This window comes from Corynebacterium sp. HMSC034H07 (genome assembly GCF_001815175.1).
GTDB classification, from domain to species: Bacteria; Actinomycetota; Actinomycetes; order Mycobacteriales; family Mycobacteriaceae; genus Corynebacterium; species Corynebacterium hiratae.
In genome coordinates this window covers 1,011-22,854 of sequence record NZ_KV819497.1, presented here as the reverse complement: position 1 = coordinate 22,854, position 21,844 = coordinate 1,011, and the positions used below count along the sequence as shown (strand labels likewise).

At 61.4% G+C, this 21,844-nt stretch carries 14 protein-coding genes; 7 read left to right on the top strand and 7 right to left on the bottom strand.

What is annotated here, in order from left to right; translation table 11 throughout:
- Positions 1-1,073: 1,073 nt before the first annotated feature.
- Both HMPREF3009_RS01715 and HMPREF3009_RS01710 read right to left on the bottom strand, forming a co-directional pair.
- On the bottom strand, positions 1,074-4,775 hold the full coding sequence (locus HMPREF3009_RS01715; RefSeq protein WP_070679611.1) for a multifunctional oxoglutarate decarboxylase/oxoglutarate dehydrogenase thiamine pyrophosphate-binding subunit/dihydrolipoyllysine-residue succinyltransferase subunit: 3,702 nt from the start codon (positions 4,773-4,775) through the stop codon (positions 1,074-1,076).
- Between the two features lie 153 nt (positions 4,776-4,928).
- On the bottom strand, positions 4,929-5,696 hold the full coding sequence (locus HMPREF3009_RS01710; protein ID WP_049156986.1) for a hypothetical protein: 768 nt from the start codon (positions 5,694-5,696) through the stop codon (positions 4,929-4,931).
- Positions 5,697-5,810: 114 nt separating this feature from the next.
- Between HMPREF3009_RS01710 and HMPREF3009_RS01705 the strand changes: the two genes are divergently transcribed.
- The 3 genes from HMPREF3009_RS01705 to HMPREF3009_RS01695 all read left to right on the top strand — a co-directional run bounded on the left by HMPREF3009_RS01705 (position 5,811) and on the right by HMPREF3009_RS01695 (position 9,424).
- On the top strand, positions 5,811-7,550 hold the full coding sequence (locus HMPREF3009_RS01705) for a carboxylesterase/lipase family protein (RefSeq protein WP_070547271.1): 1,740 nt from the start codon (positions 5,811-5,813) through the stop codon (positions 7,548-7,550).
- A 76-nt stretch (positions 7,551-7,626) separates the two neighbouring features.
- Complete coding sequence (locus tag HMPREF3009_RS01700; protein WP_070511492.1) at positions 7,627-8,484, top strand: DNA primase; 858 nt, start codon at positions 7,627-7,629, stop codon at positions 8,482-8,484.
- 88 nt (positions 8,485-8,572) lie between these two features.
- Positions 8,573-9,424 carry an ECF transporter S component gene (locus HMPREF3009_RS01695; protein ID WP_070679608.1) on the top strand — a complete coding sequence of 284 codons (852 nt, stop codon included), beginning with the start codon at positions 8,573-8,575 and terminating at the stop codon, positions 9,422-9,424.
- Between the two features lie 51 nt (positions 9,425-9,475).
- On the opposite strand, the gene HMPREF3009_RS13645 is transcribed toward HMPREF3009_RS01695, so the two are convergent.
- The gene (locus HMPREF3009_RS13645) at positions 9,476-10,003 is read right to left on the bottom strand and encodes a hypothetical protein (protein WP_232751642.1); all 528 of its coding nucleotides are present in this window, start codon (positions 10,001-10,003) and stop codon (positions 9,476-9,478) included.
- Positions 10,004-10,109: 106 nt separating this feature from the next.
- On the opposite strand from HMPREF3009_RS13645, the gene HMPREF3009_RS01685 reads away from it, so the two are divergent.
- Positions 10,110-11,345 carry an MFS transporter gene (locus tag HMPREF3009_RS01685; protein WP_070679604.1) on the top strand — a complete coding sequence of 412 codons (1,236 nt, stop codon included), beginning with the start codon at positions 10,110-10,112 and terminating at the stop codon, positions 11,343-11,345.
- A 293-nt stretch (positions 11,346-11,638) separates the two neighbouring features.
- Here HMPREF3009_RS01685 and HMPREF3009_RS01680 read toward each other — a convergent pair whose 3' ends face one another.
- From HMPREF3009_RS01680 to HMPREF3009_RS01665, 4 genes are read right to left on the bottom strand one after another with little or no spacing between them, the layout of a single operon-like run.
- On the bottom strand, positions 11,639-14,755 hold the full coding sequence (locus tag HMPREF3009_RS01680) for a DUF3427 domain-containing protein (protein ID WP_070679601.1): 3,117 nt from the start codon (positions 14,753-14,755) through the stop codon (positions 11,639-11,641).
- Positions 14,752-15,144, bottom strand: a complete 393-nt coding sequence (locus tag HMPREF3009_RS01675) for a (deoxy)nucleoside triphosphate pyrophosphohydrolase (RefSeq protein WP_070515521.1) — start codon at positions 15,142-15,144, stop codon at positions 14,752-14,754. The genes HMPREF3009_RS01680 and HMPREF3009_RS01675 overlap by 4 nt, the downstream gene beginning before the upstream one ends.
- Positions 15,145-15,177: 33 nt before the next feature.
- On the bottom strand, positions 15,178-16,146 hold the full coding sequence (hutG, locus tag HMPREF3009_RS01670) for a formimidoylglutamase (protein ID WP_070679598.1): 969 nt from the start codon (positions 16,144-16,146) through the stop codon (positions 15,178-15,180).
- A gap of 2 nt (positions 16,147-16,148) precedes the next feature.
- Complete coding sequence (locus HMPREF3009_RS01665; RefSeq protein ID WP_070679595.1) at positions 16,149-17,531, bottom strand: amino acid permease; 1,383 nt, start codon at positions 17,529-17,531, stop codon at positions 16,149-16,151.
- A gap of 372 nt (positions 17,532-17,903) precedes the next feature.
- Here HMPREF3009_RS01665 and HMPREF3009_RS01660 point away from each other — a divergent pair, with 372 nt between their 5' ends.
- The 3 genes from HMPREF3009_RS01660 to hutH all read left to right on the top strand — a co-directional run bounded on the left by HMPREF3009_RS01660 (position 17,904) and on the right by hutH (position 21,754).
- Entirely contained in the window at positions 17,904-19,250 is a 1,347-nt protein-coding gene (locus HMPREF3009_RS01660; RefSeq protein ID WP_070679592.1) for a YjiH family protein, read from the top strand.
- 37 nt (positions 19,251-19,287) lie between these two features.
- Entirely contained in the window at positions 19,288-20,016 is a 729-nt protein-coding gene (locus HMPREF3009_RS01655; RefSeq protein ID WP_049155142.1) for an IclR family transcriptional regulator, read from the top strand.
- A gap of 184 nt (positions 20,017-20,200) precedes the next feature.
- Entirely contained in the window at positions 20,201-21,754 is a 1,554-nt protein-coding gene (hutH, locus tag HMPREF3009_RS01650) for a histidine ammonia-lyase (RefSeq protein WP_070679589.1), read from the top strand.
- Positions 21,755-21,844: the final 90 nt, after the last annotated feature.

Genomic DNA, 21,844 nt, shown 5'->3' with positions numbered 1-21,844 from the left:
TGGCAATAACACTAGGGTAGCACCATTTGGTACCGATAGGCCCCTTCCGTTTCCTTAGCTGGATCGGCGGCCTCATCCTGGTTTCCTGACAAAATCCACATCGACCAAGCCGAACGCAGCGGGCTAAATATCACTCTGCTCAATACCCCTAGACGTTGACGCCGACATGCCCCGCCGAGATACAGCAGGTCATAGGACAAAGACCTCTTACTCCGGCCATCACTGAATCGATCATCAAACCACCCCGGCGGGAGCTGACCGAAAATCTCTGAAGTCAAACCCTCATCAGAGATGACTTTCTTTGCACGGGATACTTCCCGTCGTGAACACCCCAATGCGTGTGTGATCTGCGCCTAGCTAGCACCATCAAGGCACATCGCAATGATCTGCTTGAAGTTGGCCACAAGGACCAGCTCCTTCCAAGTAGAAGTTGACGCAACACCAGCGGATTGTGGTGTCGCCAACATCAACTATGAAAGAAAACCCCATGCAGTACCGGATACACGGAACACCGGTACCAACTACGCGGACTCGCGGTACCAACTACCCCAAATCGACAGCAGAGCCCAGACTGTGCGGCAGGGATACGGCGGATACCGTCTTGATTGACCCGGTGACGTCGTTCGCTCACCTCGGCAACGGCTTAACTAGTGGAGCGCGTCGTTACGTCTGACTGTATTCGCGGCCTTCGTTGCTTCACCTGTGGCATTCGGCCCAGTGTTCGTCGTCAAAGAAGTCACCTGTGGTGCTGCCTTTCATGCAAGCCTCCCTTCGCGCTCACTGGGGTGGGTAAGGATGATGATTGGGGTTCCACGGTGAGCGCGAAGGGGGAGGAGCGTGGACATGGTCGCGGGGGACTGGTTAGTCGACATGACACTGGAGAGTGCAACACTGCATTTACGCGCGAGGTCGTTGTGGAGCCCCTGCGGCGGTCCGGCTGGCTTGGAGCCGTAGGGCTCCTCTCTTTCTAGCGAAATAAAAGGCCCCGGCCACCACACTCGTCGTGAGTTCGTGATGGCCGGGGCCTGGAGTGGCGCTGTATTGTGCGCCAGCGCCTGTGGCGTTAAGCGCCTCTAGACGTCGAAGGCTTCCTCCAGCAGGTTCTTCTGCTCAATCTGGTGGACCTTCGCGTTACCGGTAGCAGTCGAGGACTGCGAGCGGCGGGACACGCGAACCATCTCCGGCATGTCCGGGATGAGGTCGCGCAGGTGCTCGTTGTAGAACGGCCACGGGCCCTGGTTGGCAGGCTCGTCCTGCACGAAACGAATCTGCGTTGCGTTCGGGTAAGCCTCGAAAGCCTCACGCAGGCGGTTGAACGGAATCGGGTGGAGCATCTCCACGCGCACGATGGCGATGTCATCGCGGCCATCGGCTTCCTTCTTCTTGGCCAGCTCCCAGTAGAGCTTGCCGGAGACCAGCATGATGGTCTTGACCTTGTCGGTATCGCCGACCTTCTTGCCGTTGATGTCAACGTAGTTCGGGTCGTTGATGACGGACTGGAACTTCTTGACCTCAGTGAAGTCCTCCACGGAAGAGGTCGCGGCCTTGTTACGCAGCATGGACTTCGGGGTGAAGACCACCAGCGGGCGCTTCATCTCACCGAGTGCCTGGCGGCGCAGCAGGTGGAAGTGGTTAGCCGGAGTAGACGGCTGGGCCACGGTCATGGAGCCCTCAGCACATAGCTGCAGGAAGCGCTCAATGCGGGCGGAAGAGTGGTCCGGGCCCTGGCCTTCATAGCCGTGCGGCAGCAGCAGGATCAGGCTGGAGAGCTGGCCCCACTTGGCCTCACCGGAGGAGACGTACTCATCGATGATGGTCTGCGCACCGTTGGCGAAGTCACCGAACTGTGCCTCCCAAGCCACCACGGCGTCCGGGTTACCCACGGTGTAGCCGTACTCGTAGCCCATGCCGGCGAACTCGGTCAGCGCGGAGTTGTAGACCATGAACTTGCCGCCATTGCCCTTGGACTCAGCCAAGCGTGCAACCGGGTTGTACTCGTCGCCCGTGCGCGGGTCGAAGGCCACAGCGTGGCGCTGGGTGAAGGTACCGCGGCGGGAATCCTCACCGGCCAGACGCACGACCTTGCCGGCGTTAGCCAGGGAGCCGAAGGCGATGAGCTCGCCCCAGCCCCAGTCGATGCCACCCTCGCGAGAAGACTTCTGGCGGTCCTTAGCCACCTTAGCCACGCGCTTGTGGTACTCGAAGTCCTCCGGAGGGGTGCCGTAGGCGTCACCGATCTCGGCGATTTCCTCGGCAGTGATGGAGGTGTCCAGACCACGAGTCAGCTCCTGGGAGGAGGTGATACCGGTCTGTTCCTTCGGACCAGCCTCTTCGGCCTTCTTGTGGTCGGCGAAGACAGACTCCATCTGGTCGTGGAAGTCGCGTGCAGCTGCCTCAGCCTCTTCATCGGAGAGGTCACCACGGCCGATGAGCTCCTCGGTGTAGCGCTCACGAACGGACTTGTGGTCATCGATGATGTCGTACAGCAGCGGCTGGGTCATGGACGGGTCATCGGCCTCGTTGTGGCCGCGCAGGCGGTAGCACACGAGGTCAATGAAAACGTCCTTGCCAAAGCGACGGCGGTACTCGGTAGCGAGCTTGCCCACCCAGACAACAGCCTCCGGGTTGTCGCCGTTGACGTGGAAGACCGGGCAGTCGAAGCCCTTAGCCAGGTCGGTGGCGTAGTGCGTGGAGCGGCCGGAGTCCGGGGTGGTGGTGAAGCCCACCTGGTTGTTGACCACAACGTGGACGGTGCCGCCGGTGGTGTAGCCGCGCAGCTGTGAAAGGTTGATGGTCTCCTGGACCACGCCCAGGCCGGTGAAGGAAGCATCGCCGTGGAGCATGATCGGCACCACGGTGTGTGCACCGGCACCCTTGTCCAGGATGTCCTGCTTGGCGCGTGCGATACCTTCCATGACCGGGTCAACAGCCTCGAGGTGAGACGGGTTAGCGGCCAAGGTGACCTTGATTTCGCCGTCACCGAACATCTGCAGGTGCTCGCCCTCAGCGCCCAGGTGGTACTTCACGTCACCGGAGCCGCCCATCTGGCCGCCCTTGTAGTTGCCATCGAACTCGCCGAAGATATCCGCCAACGGCTTGCCCACGATGTTGAAGAGCACGTTGAGGCGGCCGCGGTGCGGCATGCCGATGACAACTTCGTCGAGGTCCTGGCCAGCGGCGGTGTCCACGATGGAATCCAGGAGGGCAATGAGGGACTCAGCACCCTCCAGGGAGAAGCGCTTCTGTCCCACGTACTTGGTCTGCAGGAAGTTCTCGAATGCCTCAGCGGCGTTGACCTTCTGCAGGATGTACTTCTGCTCGGAGTTGGTCGGCTTCGGCATACCGGCCTCAATCTGCTCCTGCAGCCAGCCGCGCTCATCGCGGTCCAGGATGTGGGCGTACTCGGAGCCAACCTTGAGGGTGTAGGCGGCGCGCAAGCGGCTGACCACCTCACGCAGCGTCATGGTCTCCTTGCCGCCGAAACCGCCGACGTTGAAGGTGCGGTCCAGGTCCCAGATGGTCAGGCCGTGGGTAGCCAGGTCCAAGTCGCGGTGATCCGGCCAGGGCAGGCCCGGTTGCTTCCAACCCAGCGGGTTGATGTCCGCGAGCAGGTGGCCACGGGAGCGGTAGGCCTCGATGTACTGCATGACGCGCGTGTTCTTGTCGACGCCCGTGTTGGGGACGTCGGCAGCCCAGCGGAAGGGCTGGTAGGGAACGCCCATCGATTCGAAGAGCTCATCCCAGAAGGCATCGTCCAGAATCAGCTGGCCCACGGTGCGCAGGAACTCACCAGACTCCGCGCCCTGAATGACGCGGTGGTCGTAGGTGGAGGTCAGGGTAACCAGGCGGCCGACGCCGAGGTCTGCCAAGCGGTCGGCAGAGGTACCGGCGAACTCGGCCGGGTAGTCCATGGAACCCACACCGATGATGGAGCCGGAGCCCTTGGTCAGGCGGGCGATGGAGTGGCGGGTGCCGATGCCGCCCGGGTTGGTCAGGTTGATGGTAACCCCGGAGAAGTCATCCATCGTCAGCTTGTTCTTGCGGGAGCGGTCAACGATGTCCTGGTAGGCATCGATGAACTCGGAGAAGGTCTTGTTCTCCGCTTCCTTGATGGCAGCCACGACGAGGGCGCGGGAGCCATCCTTCTGCGGAAGGTCGATGGCCAGGCCCAGGTTGACGTGCTCCGGCTGGACGACGGTGGGCTTGCCGTCCTGCAGCTCGTAGCGCACGTTCATGTCCGGGTGGATCTGCACGGCCTTCACCAGCGCGTAGCCCAGGATGTGGGTGAAGGAGATCTTGCCGCCGCGGGTGCGCTTGAGGTGATCGTTGATCATCGCGCGGTTTTCCCACATGAGCTTGACCGGGATATCGCGCACCGTGGTAGCGGTGGGGATCTCCAGGGACTCGTCCATGTTCTTGGCAATGGCCTTGAACATGCCCTTGAGTACGCGGGAGCCCGGCTCCGGTGCTTCCTTGATGCGGTCCAGCGGGGACTCGGACTTCTTCTCCGTCTTCTTCGCAGCCTTCGCGGGTGCGGAGGAAGCCTTCTCCTCAGCCTGGTTCTTCTTGGGCGCGGCCTGTGCCGCGCTCTTCTTCTGGGTGGGGGTGCTGGATTGAGCGTTCGCAGCCTTGGACTGTGCGGCCGACTTCGGTGCCCCGTTGGCCTCAAAGTACTCGCGCCACTCCTTGTCTACGGAGTTCGGGTCCTTGGAGTACTGCTGAAACTGTTCGTCAATCAGCCACGCATTCGGGCCATAGATGCTCGAGTTGCTCACGGCAGATGCTCGCCTCTTTCTGTGCTTCTAAGTTTGTCTTTGTTCGACTCTAGTAGGCCAATCCACGGGTGCGAAAGGCACCCCGAAAAGTGTCTCCCCTTATGATACGGCCCTTGTAAGTTTGCTCACTACCCTGGGCGGGTTTCGCCCCTTTTATTCCCCCTGCAGGGGGGAGAGCTGGGTGCCCGCATGGTTGATCACTTGGCGTCCCAATTTACGGTTGGCGGTCGTTCCCAGTACCGCGCCCACACCCATCGGCAGCAGCTTGGACACCCATGCCCACTTGAGTTTCTTGGTGGCCTGCTTCATGAATAGCTTGGTCAAGCGGCCGTTGAGACCGCTAAGGGTGGGGCCGGAGAATCGCGAAAGAGTAGCAGCGGAGGTGACTCCGGAGAGCGAGGTTGCATCACCCACAAAGGTATCGACCAATGCGCTGCCTTGAGAACCAGTGAGCACCACTAGGACCAGGGCGCGGCGGCGTTCCTTGTCCCGGATGTTGTCACCGCGCAGGTGCGCGGAAGCCAGGATGTACCAAGCAGCCGCCTCGAGGAAGACCAAGGATTCCGCGCCAATAGTGGCTGCACCAGTGACCAAGCCGATGCCGGGGATAGCCGCGGAGGCGCCCGCGGCAGCACCCGTACCGGTGATGATGTTCATGAAGTGCTTGTCGATGAGCTCTTGCAGCTCCGCCGGACTGGCGTCGGGGTTGCGCTTCTTCACGCCCTCGACGTAGTTGATGATGACAGACGACTGAACAGAAACGATCTTGTCGATGGCCCCCAGGAATCCTTTGGTAATGCGGTTGGCTTCATCGACCTCTAAGGTGCCCACGGCCTCTGCGGAGCCGGCTTGATCGACCGATGCTTCCCGGCGACTAACTGCCTTATCTTTGCTGTCCTTGCCAAAGACCTTGTCCAACATTGTCTCACCTAACTTTTAACTAAATCTGATTGTGAATCTGAACTGTATGTTTACCACCGTATCGAAAACGTTTTATTCAGCGCGCCTGCAGGTTAGGGCATTAGTGTATGAGTCATGAGCGAGTTTGAGCCTTCCCCTTCGCGCGAGGTCAGCGCGGCAGCGGCGCGCTTGCTTGCCGAATCCCTGCATGCCCGTGCCTGCGCCGCGCAGGAGGCGGCACGCACCGCGCTTGCCGACGACCTCACGGTGCTCACCACCAGCGGCTGGGTACGCGGCTGCATCGAAGAAGAGTTGCGCACGGACCGTCCGCTGAGCGCTCCGGTCCGCTCTTGGCGCGGCATTCCTTTCGGCGCGGATACGTCTGGCACCAACCGCTTCATGGAGCCGCGCCCCGCCCCGTCCTGGGAAGGCATCCGGGATTGCCGCGAGTTCGGGCACGTGGCCCCGCAGCCGGTCTATTCCTGGACGGATCGCATTGAAGGCGCAGAGGATTGCTTGACCCTTGATATCGTCCGCCCACACCGTACAGGTCCTTCGGAGACCTCGGCAGGCTCCGGGGCTCCGGCGGATTCCACGGCAGGGGAGAAGTTGCCCGTCGTGGTGTATCTGCATGGCGGCAGTTTCATTGTGGGTTCCTCCCACATGCTGATGTTGCGCGGCTTCGAGTTCGCGGCCCAGATGGGAGTGGTCTATGTTTCGGTGAATTTCCGCTTAGGCGCCTTGGGCTACCTTGACGTCCGCAGTCTTGGCGGGGAGGCCTGCGCCAACCCGGCCGTGGCGGATCAGGTCTTAGCGTTGGAGTGGGTGCGCGAGAATATCGCTGCCTTCGGTGGGGACCCGGACAACGTCACGCTCATGGGTGAATCCGCCGGCGGCGCGGCCGTCCTGACACTCATGGCGGTGCCGCGCGCCGAGGGGCTGTTCCACCGCGCGATTGCGCAGTCACCGCCCATAGGCATGATTCATTCGCGGGCGCAGTCGGTGTTTTGGGCCCGCGAGCTGGTTCACAAGATGGCTTTGCCGCGCGATACCACCGCGGATGATCTGCGCCAGGAGGATTTCGCGGACTTGGTGCGCTCCGGGCAGTCCATGATGTGGCGCGCGGGCGAGTTGCTGTACCTGAACTCCTGCTACGCGCCGACTGTCGACGGTGACCTCATCCCGCAACATCCCATCGAGGCCTTTGAGGACGGCAACCAACACCCAGTGCCGCTGCTGGTGGGAACCAACTCCGGTGAGGCTAGCTTTGGTAAGTTCCTCTTCCAACGCCAGCGCGCCCGCGAGCGCGCGGCTCTGCGGCTGCTGGCCTCTTTCGATCCGGAGAGTGCGCCGGACGTCATTGCGGCATACGGCGGTGCGGTCTCACGCCGCGACTTTGGGGACCTTCTGACCGACGCCCTCTTCTGGGCCCCCACCGTCCGCGTGGCCTCCGAACACGCACGGCGCTATCCGACGTGGATGTACCGTTTCGACTTCGCGCCGGCAGCACTGCGCTGGTTGGGGTTGGGGGCGATGCACTCGATGGAGCTCTCCAATATCTTTGGTGACCCAGGAGCGTCGCGCGTCTCCTTCCTGAACACCATCGCCAAGCCTTCCGAAATGGAGAACGTAACCGGGGCCATGCAGACGCAATGGGGCGAATTCATCCGGGGCGGGGCTCCGAGAGAGGACTGGCCGCAGTACACAGCCCCAGAGCGCTCGACCATGGTTTTCGATGTGGAGCCGCGCGTGGAGGAGGCGCCGATGGAGGGGCGTCGCCAAGCATGGGAGGCCTACGACATGTTGGAGTGGGGCACTGGGCGCCCAGAGATTCTGAAGGAACTGGGATTCCTGCTCAATGAGGAGAGCTATTGATGGGGATCGCAGGTAAGATGTGTGGGGCCTTGGCAGCAGCCCGGGTGAGACTCCCACATGGACGGATGTTAATCACATGAGCTTTTTTGAAGATATCGCCTCTGCGCTGGACGGGGAGGGCATTGAGTCCCGCGTCAACGACGATGTGATGTTCGTGCCCATCACCTCCGATTTGGAAATCCAGTTTGTGGAAATTGACCCCATCCTGCCGGCGGCCAACGTCTACATTGCCGCAGCCGATGTGGATGAAGACGATGAAGACTTCGAGGCCGTTTTAGTTTCTGTGGCGTTCTCCGTGGAGGATGCAGTCGAGGCCGTGTCGCGTCACATCGCCACCGACCAGGTGGTGACGGTGCTGCGTGACCTGCTGGAGGGCACCGATGAACGCATTGCTGAGCTGGAGTTTCTCCAGGATGAGTTCAATCCGAACCTCGTCGTGGCGGAGGTGGCCAACGACTCGGAGCTGCGCGTGCTGGTGGAGACCATCGACGGCGTCCCGAGCGCAGTCGTGCGTTTCCTCTCCTTCGACTTTGATGAGGAAGAGCTCGACGAGCTGGAAGACGAAGCAATCAGCAAGCTTTGGGAGGCCGAGGCCTCCGAGGACATGAGCGAGGAAGCGCGCGTCGCCCTGTTCGGCTCCGCGGAAGACGAAGACGGCGGGCTAGCCCCCATCATCGAGGTTCCCGCCGAGGCCCTCGAGCTGGGAACCTACACTGACTTCGACCGCCTCTTTGACGTCCTGAGCCTCGTCTCCGATCAAGCCCTGGATTGGGAAGCTCAACTGGTGAGCATCGATGACTCCGACTTCGACGAGCCGGAGGTCTATGACATCTTCGGCGCCGACGATGAGGATGAGGACGACGTTCTCTTCGACGACGACGATGACGAGGACGAGGACTACGACGACGAAGTCGAAGACGTCGAAGAAGAATAACGAGTCAGACTAATCAGACGATACCGAGCTTCTACGGTAGGGTAAGCGGGTATTATTTCTCGACTTCGAAGAGGAGCAGCCGCAGCCAATGCCGGATAACAAGGCATCGCACAGCCAGCGTCTGTGTGTTGGATTCGCTCTAGCATGCTTGTGCCTGGCTTGGGCTCTGACGCTGGACCCGAGCTACGGCCACGCAGGCTTTGTCTTCGATTCCGCCTTATCAACCGGTGCATGGTGCCTGAGTTTGCTGGGTGCACTGCTGTTCATCGCCGCGCAGTGGCGTTCCTTGGGGAACCACGCGCTTATCAACCCGCTGCTGGCGGTGGCGGCGAACCTGCTGTTGTCGTCGTTAATTTTCAACGTCAACATCCCCTTGTACCTCGACATGATGGGCACAGCGTTTATCGCAATCGTCTACGGCCCCGTCTTAGGAATCGGCACGTCAGTCCTGAGCGCGTGCCTGGCCAGCATCAACAACCCGCTGCTCTTGGTCTATCTGCCGACCGCGGTGGTGGTGGCTTACCTGTTTGGCTGGCTAGCGCGCCGCGGAGTGTTCAAGCGGATGGTGGCCATGATGCTCGCCGGAACCGGGGTAGGCGTGGTTGCCGGGCTACTATCCGCTATGTCGACCTTGCTCCTTCCAGCTGAGTACGAGCAGCAAGGGCCCCTCCAACTTCTGGCATTGCTGGAGCTGATCCTGCGCGACGAGCGCCTAGCAGTCCTAGTGCAAACCTTGAGCTCCGACATCATTGATAAGACTTTTACGGTGCTCGTGGTCTGCTTTTCCATTCGCTGGGCGCCGCGGGCGATCCGCCGCCTCTATGATTTCCCGGAGACACGCCCGGCTCTCGGCCGCGTGCTAACGGAGGATCGGTTCTCGCTTTCGCTTGAAGAAGAGCCACCCCGCAACTTTTTCGACCGCCTGCAGCGTTACTTCTAGCAGGCGTACAACGCTCGATACTGAGCCTCACATACTGCGGAAGATGCCGCATTACGCAGCCTGGCTGAAACCCTCGAAGAGGGAGAGCGGTGAATGCACCGGGGTATAAGCGCTATCCACCAGCCACACAAACGTGGCCGCGCTGCTGCTGGAAATCTCATGCACTGCGGAGACGAGCTCCTCTGGGACTAAGGCCCGCACCCATGCTTCCGCCAACGAAGGGGAAACCGGGCGGCCGGTGGGGTCGGTGATGCGCACCGTAATGAGATAAGACGGCACGCGCCTTTCGCCGTAGCCCAGTACGCGAGCCTTGGCGCGCTCACCCACGCGGTGGCGCGAGACAGTAAAGGTCAGCGGTAGTGATTCGCCGCCCTGTATGTCCACTGGTGGCAACACCTTGGATGGTGGCCGCCATTGCGGAGTGGGTCGCGCAAGCGAGCGCGGGTGGCGGATGATGCTTTCGATGGAGCGAAGAGTTTCATGGTGGTGGTAGAGGATTTCAGTGGTGAGTTCGCTCGTACTCACGTCGGCCGGAAAAGGGGACTGAACGGACTGGTGAATGCTGCTGTAGTTCTTCATGGCCCACACACTAGGAGTAGGCACGGACATCACCGCACACAGATACGAACAGATGTTCGAGTAAACGTTCGGTCATTTGACGTGATGGGCTACAGTGAGTGACGATATGAAAAATACTGCAGCACCGCAGGTTAAAATCCCGCGGGAAATCTGGGTCATGGTCACCGCCGGGTTCATCATTGCCTTGGGTTATGGTCTCATCGCGCCGCTGCTGCCGCAGTTCATCGTCAGCTTTGATGTCTCGATGGCCGCGGCCGGCCTGGTTGTCTCCGTCTTTTCTGCCAGCCGTCTCATCTTCGCCCCGGCTGCGGGCTTCCTCATCGACCGCGTAGGTACGCGCAGGGTGTACGTGACGGGATTGCTTACCGTGGCGGTCACCACCGGCCTCGTGGGCGTAGCGCAGGAGTACTGGCAGATCGTCGCCTTGCGCACTATCGCCGGCATTGGTTCCACGATGTTCACCGTCGCGGCCATGGGGCTCATTGTGCGCCTCGCCCCACCCAGAATCCGCGGGCGATGTTCGGCCACCTATGCCACGTCCTTCCTCCTCGGTAACGTGATTGGCCCACTCGTTGGCGCGAGCCTTTCCTTCCTGGGATTCCGCTGGCCCTTCTTTATCTACGGTGTTGGTGTGGCGATTGCGGCGCTCGTCGTGTGGAGCCTCATGCCGCCTGTGTCCAAGGCTGATGAGAGCCGACGCAGCCTCCCGCCAATGCGCTTGGAGGAGGCCTGGGCGGACACTGCTTATCGTGCAGTGCTGACGTCAAACTTCGCCCAAGGCTGGATCAACATGGGCGTGCGCGTAGCCGTCCTACCGCTGTTTGCCGCTGCGATTTTTGCCAACGGCGCATCCGCGTCGGGTATCGCATTGGCGGTCTTTGCTGCGGGCAACGCCATCGTCCTGCAATTCTCCGGCTCCTGGTCCGACCGCGTGGGGCGTCGTCCACTGATTGTGGCGGGTCTCGTGGGGTCTGCCTTGTTTGTTGGAACACTGGGCTTGGCGACGAACATCGTTTCCCTGCTCATCCTCTCCGCCCTGTCCGGCGCGGCTTCGGGCCTTATCGCCCCTTCGCAGCAGGCGGCTGTGGCAGACATTGTTGGTTCCCAGCGCTCGGGTGGCCAGGTACTGTCGACATTTCAGATGGCAGGCGATTTCGGGCAAATCCTAGGCCCTATCGTCATTGGTCTCCTGGCGGATAGGTATGGATTTGAAGCAGCCTTTGGCTTCTGCGCGGTTGTCGCCATGGCTGGCGTTGTGGCGTGGATATTTGGTCGCGACACCCTGGGGGAGAGGAAGGGTATCCTGCGGGGTCTGCACCGCCGCTACCGTTCGCGGCGTTAAAAGGCGTGGCTCTAGCGAGTACGGCGCACTTTCTTGCTGCACGCAGCCCAACGAGGCGTCGTGCCAGTCTTGAAGCTGCGCTCCCGAAAACGCGTAAAGCCATAGATGGAAGTTCCAGAACCGTTATCAGGGCGGCTCCACCCCTTCCGGCTGCGCTCGCTCGCGGCTCCCATGACCGTCCTCCACACTTCTGCACCAAGGCATCAGAGACTAACCTTTTCTTAATCTGCTAAGGAAATCTTAATTTAATGATAGTAACGGCGTCAACTTCATAGCTTGACTTAAAGTGAGGCTTAAGCCACAGTGCGCCCGGCTGCGTACAACTGTTTGGGCATGTCGCGACGAAGACTCCATTCAAACTGGATGGGTTTCTCGCCTCTGTGCGTGACGTAATCGACATTGCCCAAGAAGGTATATGCCGACGCAGTGTCTACCTTGTTTCGCTTAGTAAAACGCGTAGCGATGATGATGTTGCCGTTGAGTTCGTGGTGGTGGATGTAACGTCGGGCCATTGCGGACTTGAGGGATGTGGTGGATTGGGACTCCCAATGCAAACGATCTGGTGCTAGCGGATAGTCGCGGTAGTTCGTCGAGGCACTGACGTTTTCGTCCTTCTGGAATGTGACGAGGAAGAGATCAGTGTTGGAAGCATCGAAGCGGCGTACGCCCTCACGTGGCAAATTCGCGAGCTTACGCAACGGGCCATCGTCCAACGCCCCGACCAGTTCAGCAAGGCTGTAGTCCGCGTGAGTTTCTAAGACGCTATTCGTTGATTTCTCCGGGATGACGCGGGACCGGTCGAGTGTGAGCAGCATGACCTGAGTAACCTCAGCGACGAAGGAAGGACAGGCCCGGATGATACGCAGGGCCTCATCAAGCGATTCCGGCACCGTCGTATTTGAATTTGCCCACAGAGCCAATACGAGCATGGTGGCGTACCGAGTTTGCTCGGGAGTCATGTCTTTCTCGTTGGGCCCGTCCGGAGAGATGAGAAGTTTGTAGGCCGCTACGCGGTTCGGGTCATTGATGTGCAGTAGCACGCGGATTCGGCTGAGAAGAAACTCTTCGTGTTCATTCGCGGGGGCGGAGGGCAGCAGCTTTTCATCACGCAGCAGCGTGGTCCACGTAATGCCCTTGCGGCGGTAGATATCTTCCACCGGAACCCCCGAGCTGTTAATGAAACTAGCGAGGTCGGTCGTGCCGTAGTCAGTAACGAGTGCTCGGATCTTTTTGATCGAGTTACGGGCCAAGCGCTTGATGTTCTTCAAGACGCGCTCGGTAGTCACACGGTCCAAAGTGATGTTGGAGCCTGGTGGAGCAGTGGGGAAGCCCTGCTCCACCTCCTTGGCCAGGTTCTTTCCGCGCGCGGCGGTCAAGACCTTGAAGCGCTCTTCGAAATCGAATTCTTCGTGCTGGACACCTAAGAAATCAAAGACGGTGCAGGCGTTCTTTCCTTCGTTGAGGCGCAGACCTCGGCCAAGCTGTTGGACGAAAAGCACTGGGCTCTGCGTCGGGCGCAGAAGCAGCAGCGTGTTGACCTCGGGGATGTCCACGCCCTCGTTGAAAATATCGACCGCGAAGATGATGCTGATGGTGCCTTCGCGAAGCTGCTCAATGGCGCGTCGACGCTCATCGACACTGAGCTTGCTGCTTACCGCTTTGGCAGGGATGCCGAAAAGGTTGAATTGCTCGGCCATGTATTCGGCGTGAGCGATGGAGACGCAGAAGCCAAGGGCCTTCATGTCGGAGAGGTCGAAGATACGGCGGTTGAGCTCATTGATGATGAACCTGGTGCGCTTTTCACCGGCCTTGATATAGAACTCGCTGAGCTCCGCAGTCTGGTAGTCCTTCTTCCCACGGTTCCAAGTCAGACTCGTCAGGTCCGTGTCATCGTCCACCCCGTAGTAGTGCAAGGGGGCAAGGAGCTGTAGGCGCAACGCATCCCAGAGGCGAAGTTCATGTGCCACGCGGTAGTCGAAATACTTCTGCACGTTCTCGCCGTCACCGCGCTCCGGTGTGGCCGTTAGCCCCAAGAGCTCGCGCGGTTGCAGGTAGTCGAGCACTGCCCGGTAGGTCGAAGCCTCGGCGTGGTGGAACTCATCGATGACGACGACTTCAAAGTGATCCGGCGCAATCTGGGCTAGGCGCTTCCCATGCAGGGACTGGATGCTGGCGAAGACATGGTCCCACTCGGCTGGCTGCTCACCGCTGACGAGGAGCTCACCAAAACCAGAAGTGCGAAGAACCTCGCGGTAGGTTCGCTGGGCCTGGGTAAGAATCTCGCGCCGGTGAGCAATGAACAGTAACCGTGGCCTACGCCCCTGCTTCTCGCATAAGCGGCGGTAGTCCAGTGCTGCCACAACAGTCTTGCCTGTGCCGGTAGCGGCAATGAGGAGGTTGCGGTGGCGATCGTGAACTTCGCGCTCGGACTCTAGGGCTTCAAGCATCTCCTCCTGGTAGGGGTAGGGCTCAACGCGAAGGCCTGACAGCTCGAGCTTCTCGCCGGGCTTTGATTCGAGGAATTTGGCGCTGCCGAGCGCGTTTACGAGGCGGTCGTAGTCTTCCTCGGGGTCGAAGGCTTTGAAGTGAGTGTCGTACCAGTAGCTATCGAAGGTCTTGATGAACTTTTCGATGATCTCCGGAGTGGAGGAGCGTGAGCCGCGGACGTTCCATTCCCAGCCGTCGACAAGCGCCGAGCGCGAAAGATTTGAGCTACCGATGAACGCGGTATCGAAGCCAGACTGGCGGCGGAAGAGCCAGGCCTTGGCATGCAGGCGAGTGGTCTTGTGCTCATAGCAAATCCGGACCTCAGCGCCATAGTCCTCCACGAGACGACGCACGGCGGCGGCTTCGGTCGCTCCGCAATACGTCGAAGTGATGACGCGCAGCGGGATCTGATGATCCCTGAGGTACTCTAGTTGATCGCTGATGACCGCAATACCCGAACTCTTGATGAAAGCGCACAGCAAATCGACGGAGTCCGCAGTGCGGATCTCGCGGGCGATCTCGACCGACATATTGGTGTCGTCCACGCTGTTGGTGAACAAAGCACTGGCGTTGAGTGAGACCTCGGGAAGCTCTGGAGCCTCTGCGAGCTCTGAGCTGTAGATGGCATAGAGCAGCTGTTCCGCAGAAATATACTCATCTTCTCCGAGGTGTTGTGCGAGTCCATTAATGAGGGCCACGCGCTCCTCGGGCTTATTTAGCTCTGTGAGCTTTTGCTCGAGGACCTTGGCAAAATGCTGGGACACTGCCGCGGCGAACCGAGGGTTCACGTCTTTCATGGTTCCATGGGCGATGCCCGTTGCGGCCGTGGGACGAGCCCGCTTAGTTTCCTCGATCCGCTCCTGGATACGAGCGGTGACCGGGGTTTCATAGATGCCGAAAGGCAGGAGAGAATCGGAACTCATAGGCGCGAAGAAACCAGCTTGACGGCGGGGATGTCTGCGGGAGCCCAGTCGAGTTCCTGCGCCTCGGCAGGGGACACCCAACGAGTCGCATCGTGATCACTGAGAGTCAGGTCACCGGACTCGATGGTGCACAGAAACGTAGTGAGCTCGATGGTGGCGAAGTCATACTCGTACACGGTCGAGGTGACCTTGTCGCCAACGGTTGCGGTTACGGAAAGCTCTTCCTTAATTTCACGCGCGAGAGCCTGCTCGGGTGTTTCACCGAGTTCAATCTTGCCGCCCGGAAATTCCCACATGCCGGCTAGGGATTTTCCCGGGGCTTTGCGGCAGGCCAGGAATCTATTGCCCTTAGCGAAGACGGCTCCGACAACACGAATCGGTGAACTCATGGGGACCAGTATGCCGGCTGGCCCCGGTCTTATCTAGGAATTCGTGTCCGCGGCAGCAGAAAAATGCGCCGTCACAATGTCATCAATCAACCGCGCGGCCAGCTTGGCAGTGTGGGCGTCGGTGTCGAAGGTGGGGTTGAGCTCGACGACGTCGACAAGCGCCAGGCGTCCCGTGGCGGCGATGGTGAGTGCGAGTTCGCGGATGATGCTTAACGGCACGCCGAGGCCGGCGGGGGCGGAGACACCAGGTGCCTGGTCGGCAGGCAGCACGTCGAGGTCGATGGAGAGGTGGATGGGCTTGGTGCCGGCGCAGATGCGCTCGACGGTTTCGCGCAGCTGGGCGCGGTCCATGCTGAGCAGTTCCTCGTCGAGGACGACGGTGACGCCGAGGTCGGAGGCTTCGTCGAAAAGCACGGGCGTGTTGTTGGGGCGGGAGATTCCCAGGACGGAATAGTCGAAGTCCTCCCGGCCCACCAGTTCGGAAATCTGCTTGAACGGGGTGCCGGAGGTAGGCACGTCCGCAGTGCGGAGATCGAAATGCGCGTCCAGGTTGATGATCTGCAGAGGCCCCTGGGCGCGGAAAGCACCACGGTGGGAGCCGAAGGCGGTCTCGTGTCCACCGCCGAGGATGATAGGCAGGTGCCCGGCGCGTGAGAGCGATTCCACCGCGTCGGAGAGGCGCTCGTGGGCGGCCTCTAGGTCGGTGCCTTGGGTGGTGATCGTGCCGGCGTCGTACAGCGGATGCGGATGGTGCAGCGCCAGGGAACCCAAGGCGCCGCGCAGGGCAGCCGGGCCCGCAGCCGCGCCGGGGCGGCCATGGTTGCGTTCTACGCCTTCGTCGGAGGCAAAGCCCAGGAGTGCCACGCCGGGTTGGGCCTCGGGGTTTTCAAGGTCGAGGGGGCGAACTACGCTGTGCCACCGCGCATGCTCGGGGCCTGGGCCATCGGAGCGGCCGGACCACTCGGGGGCAGGGGAGTAGGCGGGGGCATCAACGGTGTTCATGGTTATCCTTTCGCGTCTGTTCCTTGCGTGGTACCTGCGGCGGTGCGGCGGCCGGTGAGGTAGAAGATGGCGGTCATCAGGAGGATGAAGATAACGCCCGTGGCGAGTGCCGGGCGGTACTGCTCCTGCCACACCATGATGCCAAAAGTGAAGATGATGAAGGCGATGGAGAAATATTGGCCCCAGGGCCAGAAGGGGACGGTATATTTCAGGCTGGCGCGTTCTTCGGGTGGCATCTGGCGGCGGGAGGCCACGTGGGCGAGCAGGATCATCAACCACACGTAGATGGTGGCAAAGGTGGCCAGGGAGGCGATGACCTCAAAGACATTATCCGGGATGAGCGCGTTGAGTCCGGTGCCGATGACCATGACGATGAGCAGGATGATCATGGTCATGACCGGCACACCGCGGGTCTTTTGGGCCATGACCTTCGGAGCGAGGTTCTGGCGGGCGAGGCCGGTGAGTACGTTGCCGGCGCCGAAGAGATCGGCGTTGATGGCGGAGACCGCCGCGGTGATGACGACGACGTTGAGGGCGGCCGCAGCCCAGGTGACGCCGAGGGTGGAGAAGATTTGGACGAAGGGGCTTTCCTCACCGGTGATGCTGCGCCAGGGGTTGATCATGAGGATGACCAGGATGGCCAAGACGTAGAACAGCAGGATACGCACCGGGATGGTGTTGACGGCCTTGGGCACGGACTTGGCGGGGTCTTCGGCCTCCGCACTGGCCACGCCGACGATCTCCGTGCCGCCGAAGGCGAAGAGGACGAGGATGAAGGAGGCGACCATGCCGGAGACACCGTTGGGGAAGAAGCCGCCATCGTTGACCAGGTTGGCTGGGCCGGTGGTCTCCGCGGTGGAGAGGCCGAAGACGAGTACGGCCACGCCACCTAAAATCATGGCGATGACGGCGCCGACCTTGACGATGGTGAAGGCGAACTCCAGCTCGCCGAAGGCCTTGACAGTGGCGAGGTTGGCGCCGCCGACGAGGAGGAGCGTGGCGGCGACCCACACCCACTTGGGCGAGCCGGGGAACCAAAATTGCATGTAGACGCCGATGGCGGTGAGATCCGCGAGGGCCACAATGACCATCTCGAAGGCGAACATCCAGCCGGTGATATAGCCGGCCCAGGGGCCTAGGAAGGTGCGGGCGTACTCGGCGAAGGAGCCGGTAACGGGGTGGTGCACGGACATCTCACCGAGTGCGCGCAGGAGAAAGTAGACCACGGCGCCGCCGAGGAGGTAGACCAAGAGGACCGAGGGGCCGGCGGCTTGGATGGCGCCGGCGGAGCCGTAGAACAGGCCGGTGCCGATGGCCGAACCTAAGGCAATAAAGTGCAGGTGCCGGTGTTTCAAGCCGGGGCGCTTGGTGGTGGTTTCTGCCACGGGGATGCGTCCTCCTCTGTGCCCCTGTTGTGGCGCTAGCTAGTCCTAGCGCTGCGGATGAGGGGAGTGGTTGGTGCGAGTGATTCCGGGAGCTACTTTCCTCTAGTTCAGATGTGCGGTCAATTTTTTTGTGGTGGGGGTAGCTCACCTAGGCCTATGACGGCGAACTCATTCATTCTGTGGGGGTGAATTGGGTGACATTTACGTGTGGTTTCGCTAACATATGGAAGACCTGCGTGTGGCTGTCGCGTGGGCATGGCTACAAGCACTCGCCGCCGTGTGTTGGTGGGGGTGCACTTGGCGCGTTCGTTGAATAGAACGCGTTCGTGGCCGTGCTAATGACGTGTCGTTTCCACCACCGTGAGGTAGAACATGAACTCTGAAGACGCAATCGTTGACGCCTTCTACGAGAGCGACGACGATGTCCCCTCCAAGAAAGGCATCTGGCGCCTCTTTGTCTACAGCGCTATTGGCGCTTTCGTATTCTTCTTTCCCATCAGCTACGACGGAAAGAAATCTATCCCGCTTGACCACATGGTCACCATCATCCGCACCTATGCGGACGTCTTGGTGCCTTGGTTCATCCTGGCGCTGGCGCTCTACGGCACGGTGCGCAGCATCGTGAATAAAAACTGGAAAGAAGGCCCGCTCCAGGCGGTCTTTACTGCGCTCAACGTGGTGGGCCTGGTGGTCTCCTTCCTGATGGTCATCGGAAAGCTTCCCGGAGTGCTGGGCAACGAGGACATCGTGCCCTTCCTGTGGAACTCGATTGCCACGCCAGTCGGGCTCATCGTGCCCATCGGCGGCGCGTTCTTGGCCTTGCTCATCAGCTACGGCCTTCTGGAATTCGTCGGCGTATTCATGCAGCCCATCATGCGCCCGCTGTGGCGCACGCCGGGGCGCTCCGCCATTGACGCGGTGGCCTCCTTCGTGGGCTCCTACTCTTTGGGAATCCTCATTACTGACCGCGTGTACCAGCGCGGCGGCTATACCGCGCGTGAGGCTTCCATCATCGCGACGGGCTTCTCGACGGTCTCCGCTGCCTTCATGGTGATCGTCGCCAAGCAGCTCGACCTTATGGATATGTGGGGCATCTACTTCGGTGTCTCCCTCGTGGTGACCTTCCTGGTCACCGCGATTACCGTGTGGATTCCGCCGCTGAGCAGGATTCCTGATGATTACATCGATGGTGTGGAAGCGGATCCGGAAAAGCCGGTGAAGGGCAATTTCTTTAAGGCCGCGTGGCGGGAAGCGCTGCTGGCGCTGGACCGCGCGCCGTCTTTGGGCGCTGCCATTTGGGAGAACCTGCGCGATGGCGTGCGCATGGCGTCGGCGATTGTGCCCTCCATCATGTCTGTGGGCCTGATTGGCCTGCTGCTGGCTAACTTCACGCCGCTCTTCGATTGGCTGGGCTACCTGTTCTACCCGTTCGCGTGGATTGTCCAGTTGCCGGAGCCGGAGCTGGCGGGCAAGGCCGCGGCCATGGGCATTGCGGAGATGTTCCTGCCGGCGACGGCCGTGGCGGGTTCTGAGAGCATGGTGCTCAAGTTCGTCATCGGCGTGGTGGCGATTTCCGCCATCATCTTCTTCTCCGCGCTGGTGCCCTGCATTCTGGCCACAAAGATTCCGATCAAGCTGTGGCAGATCGTGGTCATCTGGTTCGAGCGCGTGGTGCTCACCATCATCATTACGACGCCGATTGCCTTCCTGGTGACTTAGCTGGGACTTGTACGAGGGCTCACTAGAATGTGGGCCCATGAGTACCTCCCGAGTCCCGGCGGCGCGCAATGCGCTGGAGATCCTCCGGCTGCTGTCTACCATCGACGTGCCGATTTCCGCCGCGCGCATTCGCAGTGAGCTGAATCTGCCGCGCTCCACGACTTACCACCTGCTTAAAGAGATGGTGGACGCGGGATTTGTGGTGCACCTGCCAGAGAACCAAACCTATGGGTTGGGGCTCGTTGCCTATTCGATGGCTGCTGCCTACGCCACGCAGCAGCCCCTGGTGCGGGTAACCCAGGGGCACCTCGAGCGGATTGCCAGCAGTGTCGGGGGATCGGGGCACCTGTCGCGTTTGGCGGGCTCGGAGATTCTCTACCTCAACGAGATTCGCGCGCCGGGGGCGCTGTCCTTGGTGACGGAGAGGGGAGTGCGGCTGCAGGCGCAGCGCACGGCCTCTGGGCGGGCGATGCTGGCCCTGCTCCCAGAGGCGGAGTGGCGTGCAGCATTCGTCCCCGGTTCTTTAGGTTTTGGGGAGTACAAGGAAATCTTGCGCCAGGTGCGCGAACGCGGATGGGCCGAAGAGGTTGAGGTGGTGGCGCGCGGGCAGGCGTCGGTAGGCGTGGCGGTGGTTGACCACGTGGGCAGGCCCGCGGCGGCGCTGGCGGTGACCTTCCCGGTGGGGACTGCCGACGCCGCCGACGTCGCCCAGCAACTGCACGCGGCAGCGCAGCAGGTGGCGGAGAGAATGTACGGGCGCCGCTAACTGGTCGTGCGCGGGGTATTGGCGCGCCGGGCAGCCTGTTGTACTATGAGCGCAACGCGTAAGGCTGTCGCGCGTATCACTATTTTTCTATTCTTGTGAAAGCAAGTACGTGTTTTCGCGTGCCTTCTTCCCTTCCACGCGGGTGGTGGGGCGGGGTACCGCAGCGACGTCAAAGGAGCCTTACATGTCTAATTCTTATCCCTCCACCGTGACCGTGGGTATCGGTGCGCTGAGCATCGAGGAGGTCGTGGCCGTTGCGCGCTATGGCGCGAAGGTGGAGATTTCTGAGGATGCCCTGGCGGAAATCGCCTCCACCCGCGAGCGTGTCGAGGAGCTGGCCCAGGATCCGACTCCGGTTTATGGCATTTCCACCGGCTTCGGTGCCCTAGCGCGCCGCCACATTCCGGAGGAGATGCGCGCGCAGCTGCAGCTTTCGCTCGTGCGCTCGCATGCAGCAGGCACGGGCCCGGAGGTTGAGCAAGAGGTCATTCGCGCGCTCATGCTGCTGCGCCTGTCCACCCTGTGCACTGGGCGTACTGGCGTGCGTCCGGTGGTGGCGGAAACCTATGCTGCGGTCCTCAACGCGAACATTCACCCGGTGGTCCGCGAGTACGGTTCCCTGGGATGCTCCGGTGACTTGGCACCGCTTGCGCACTGCGCGCTGGCGCTGCTCGGTGAGGGTGAGGTGCGCGTTGATGGCGGCGACATCACCCCAGCCGCGGAGGCCCTGTCTGCTGCGGGCATTGAGCCGCTCAAGCTGCGGGAAAAGGAAGGCCTAGCACTCATCAACGGCACCGACGGCATGCTGGGCCAGCTCTGCCTGGCCATTACCGACCTGCGCGAGCTGGCCAAGACTGCCGATATCGCCACCGCGATGACGGTGGAGGGCCTGCTGGGTACCTTGGTGGTCTTTGCCGATGACCTGCAGCAGCTGCGCCCGCACCCGGGCCAGGCAGATGCTGCGGCCAATATCCTGCAGGTCGCAGAGGGATCGGAGATTCTCGCGGCGGCCCTCGAGGAGTTTAAGAAGAAGCAGGTCCAGGACGCCTACTCCGTACGCTGTGCGCCGCAGGTGGCTGGCGGTTTCCGCGATACCGTGGCGCACACAGCAACGGTTGCGGAGCGCGAGCTGGCCGCGGCCGTCGACAACCCGGTGGTGGCCATGGACGGGCGCGTGGTCTCCAACGGCAACTTCCACGGCGCGCCGGTGGCCTATGCGCTGGACTTCCTGGCCATCGTCGTGGCGGACCTGGCCTCCATCTCTGAGCGCCGCACCGATCGCTTCCTCGATGTTGCTCGCAATCGCGGCCTCAATGCCTTCCTGGCCGATGACCCAGGCGTGGACTCCGGCCACATGATCGCGCAGTATGCGCAGGCGGGCATCGTCTCTGAGCTCAAGCGCTTGGCCAACCCGTCTTCGGCGGATTCCATCCCGTCTTCGGCCATGCAGGAAGACCATGTGTCCATGGGCTGGTCGGGTGCGCGCAAGCTGCGCAAGGCCGTGGACGGCCTGCAGCGCGTGCTTGCCATCGAAATTCTCACCGCCGCCCGCGCTATTGATATGCGCGAGGGCCAGCCGGCCAAGGGTACCGGCGCGGTCATCGATGCCCTGCGCCAGACCGTCCAAGGCCCGGGCACCGACCGCTACCTCTCTCCGGAGATCGAGGAGACCGTGCGCCTGGTCAAGGAGGGTGCGCTGGTGGCTGCGGTAGAGGGGGCCGTCGGCACGCTGCGCTAAACACCTCCCGCCCCATGGCATGTGCCATGGGGCCTTCTCTTGCCGTCTTATTTCCAAAAATGCAGACCTGGAAGTGCAGACCTGCTGGTC

Coding starts and splice junctions, on each gene's coding strand:
- HMPREF3009_RS01710 (WP_049156986.1), bottom strand. CDS start 5,696: ATGTTGGACAAGGTCTTTGGCAAGGACAGCAAAGATAAGGCAGTTAGT.
- HMPREF3009_RS01705 (WP_070547271.1), top strand. CDS start 5,811: ATGAGCGAGTTTGAGCCTTCCCCTTCGCGCGAGGTCAGCGCGGCAGCG.
- HMPREF3009_RS01700 (WP_070511492.1), top strand. CDS start 7,627: ATGAGCTTTTTTGAAGATATCGCCTCTGCGCTGGACGGGGAGGGCATT.
- HMPREF3009_RS01695 (WP_070679608.1), top strand. CDS start 8,573: ATGCCGGATAACAAGGCATCGCACAGCCAGCGTCTGTGTGTTGGATTC.
- HMPREF3009_RS13645 (WP_232751642.1), bottom strand. CDS start 10,003: ATGAAGAACTACAGCAGCATTCACCAGTCCGTTCAGTCCCCTTTTCCG.
- HMPREF3009_RS01685 (WP_070679604.1), top strand. CDS start 10,110: ATGAAAAATACTGCAGCACCGCAGGTTAAAATCCCGCGGGAAATCTGG.
- HMPREF3009_RS01680 (WP_070679601.1), bottom strand. CDS start 14,755: ATGAGTTCCGATTCTCTCCTGCCTTTCGGCATCTATGAAACCCCGGTC.
- HMPREF3009_RS01675 (WP_070515521.1), bottom strand. CDS start 15,144: ATGAGTTCACCGATTCGTGTTGTCGGAGCCGTCTTCGCTAAGGGCAAT.
- hutG (WP_070679598.1), bottom strand. CDS start 16,146: ATGAACACCGTTGATGCCCCCGCCTACTCCCCTGCCCCCGAGTGGTCC.
- HMPREF3009_RS01660 (WP_070679592.1), top strand. CDS start 17,904: ATGAACTCTGAAGACGCAATCGTTGACGCCTTCTACGAGAGCGACGAC.
- HMPREF3009_RS01655 (WP_049155142.1), top strand. CDS start 19,288: ATGAGTACCTCCCGAGTCCCGGCGGCGCGCAATGCGCTGGAGATCCTC.
- hutH (WP_070679589.1), top strand. CDS start 20,201: ATGTCTAATTCTTATCCCTCCACCGTGACCGTGGGTATCGGTGCGCTG.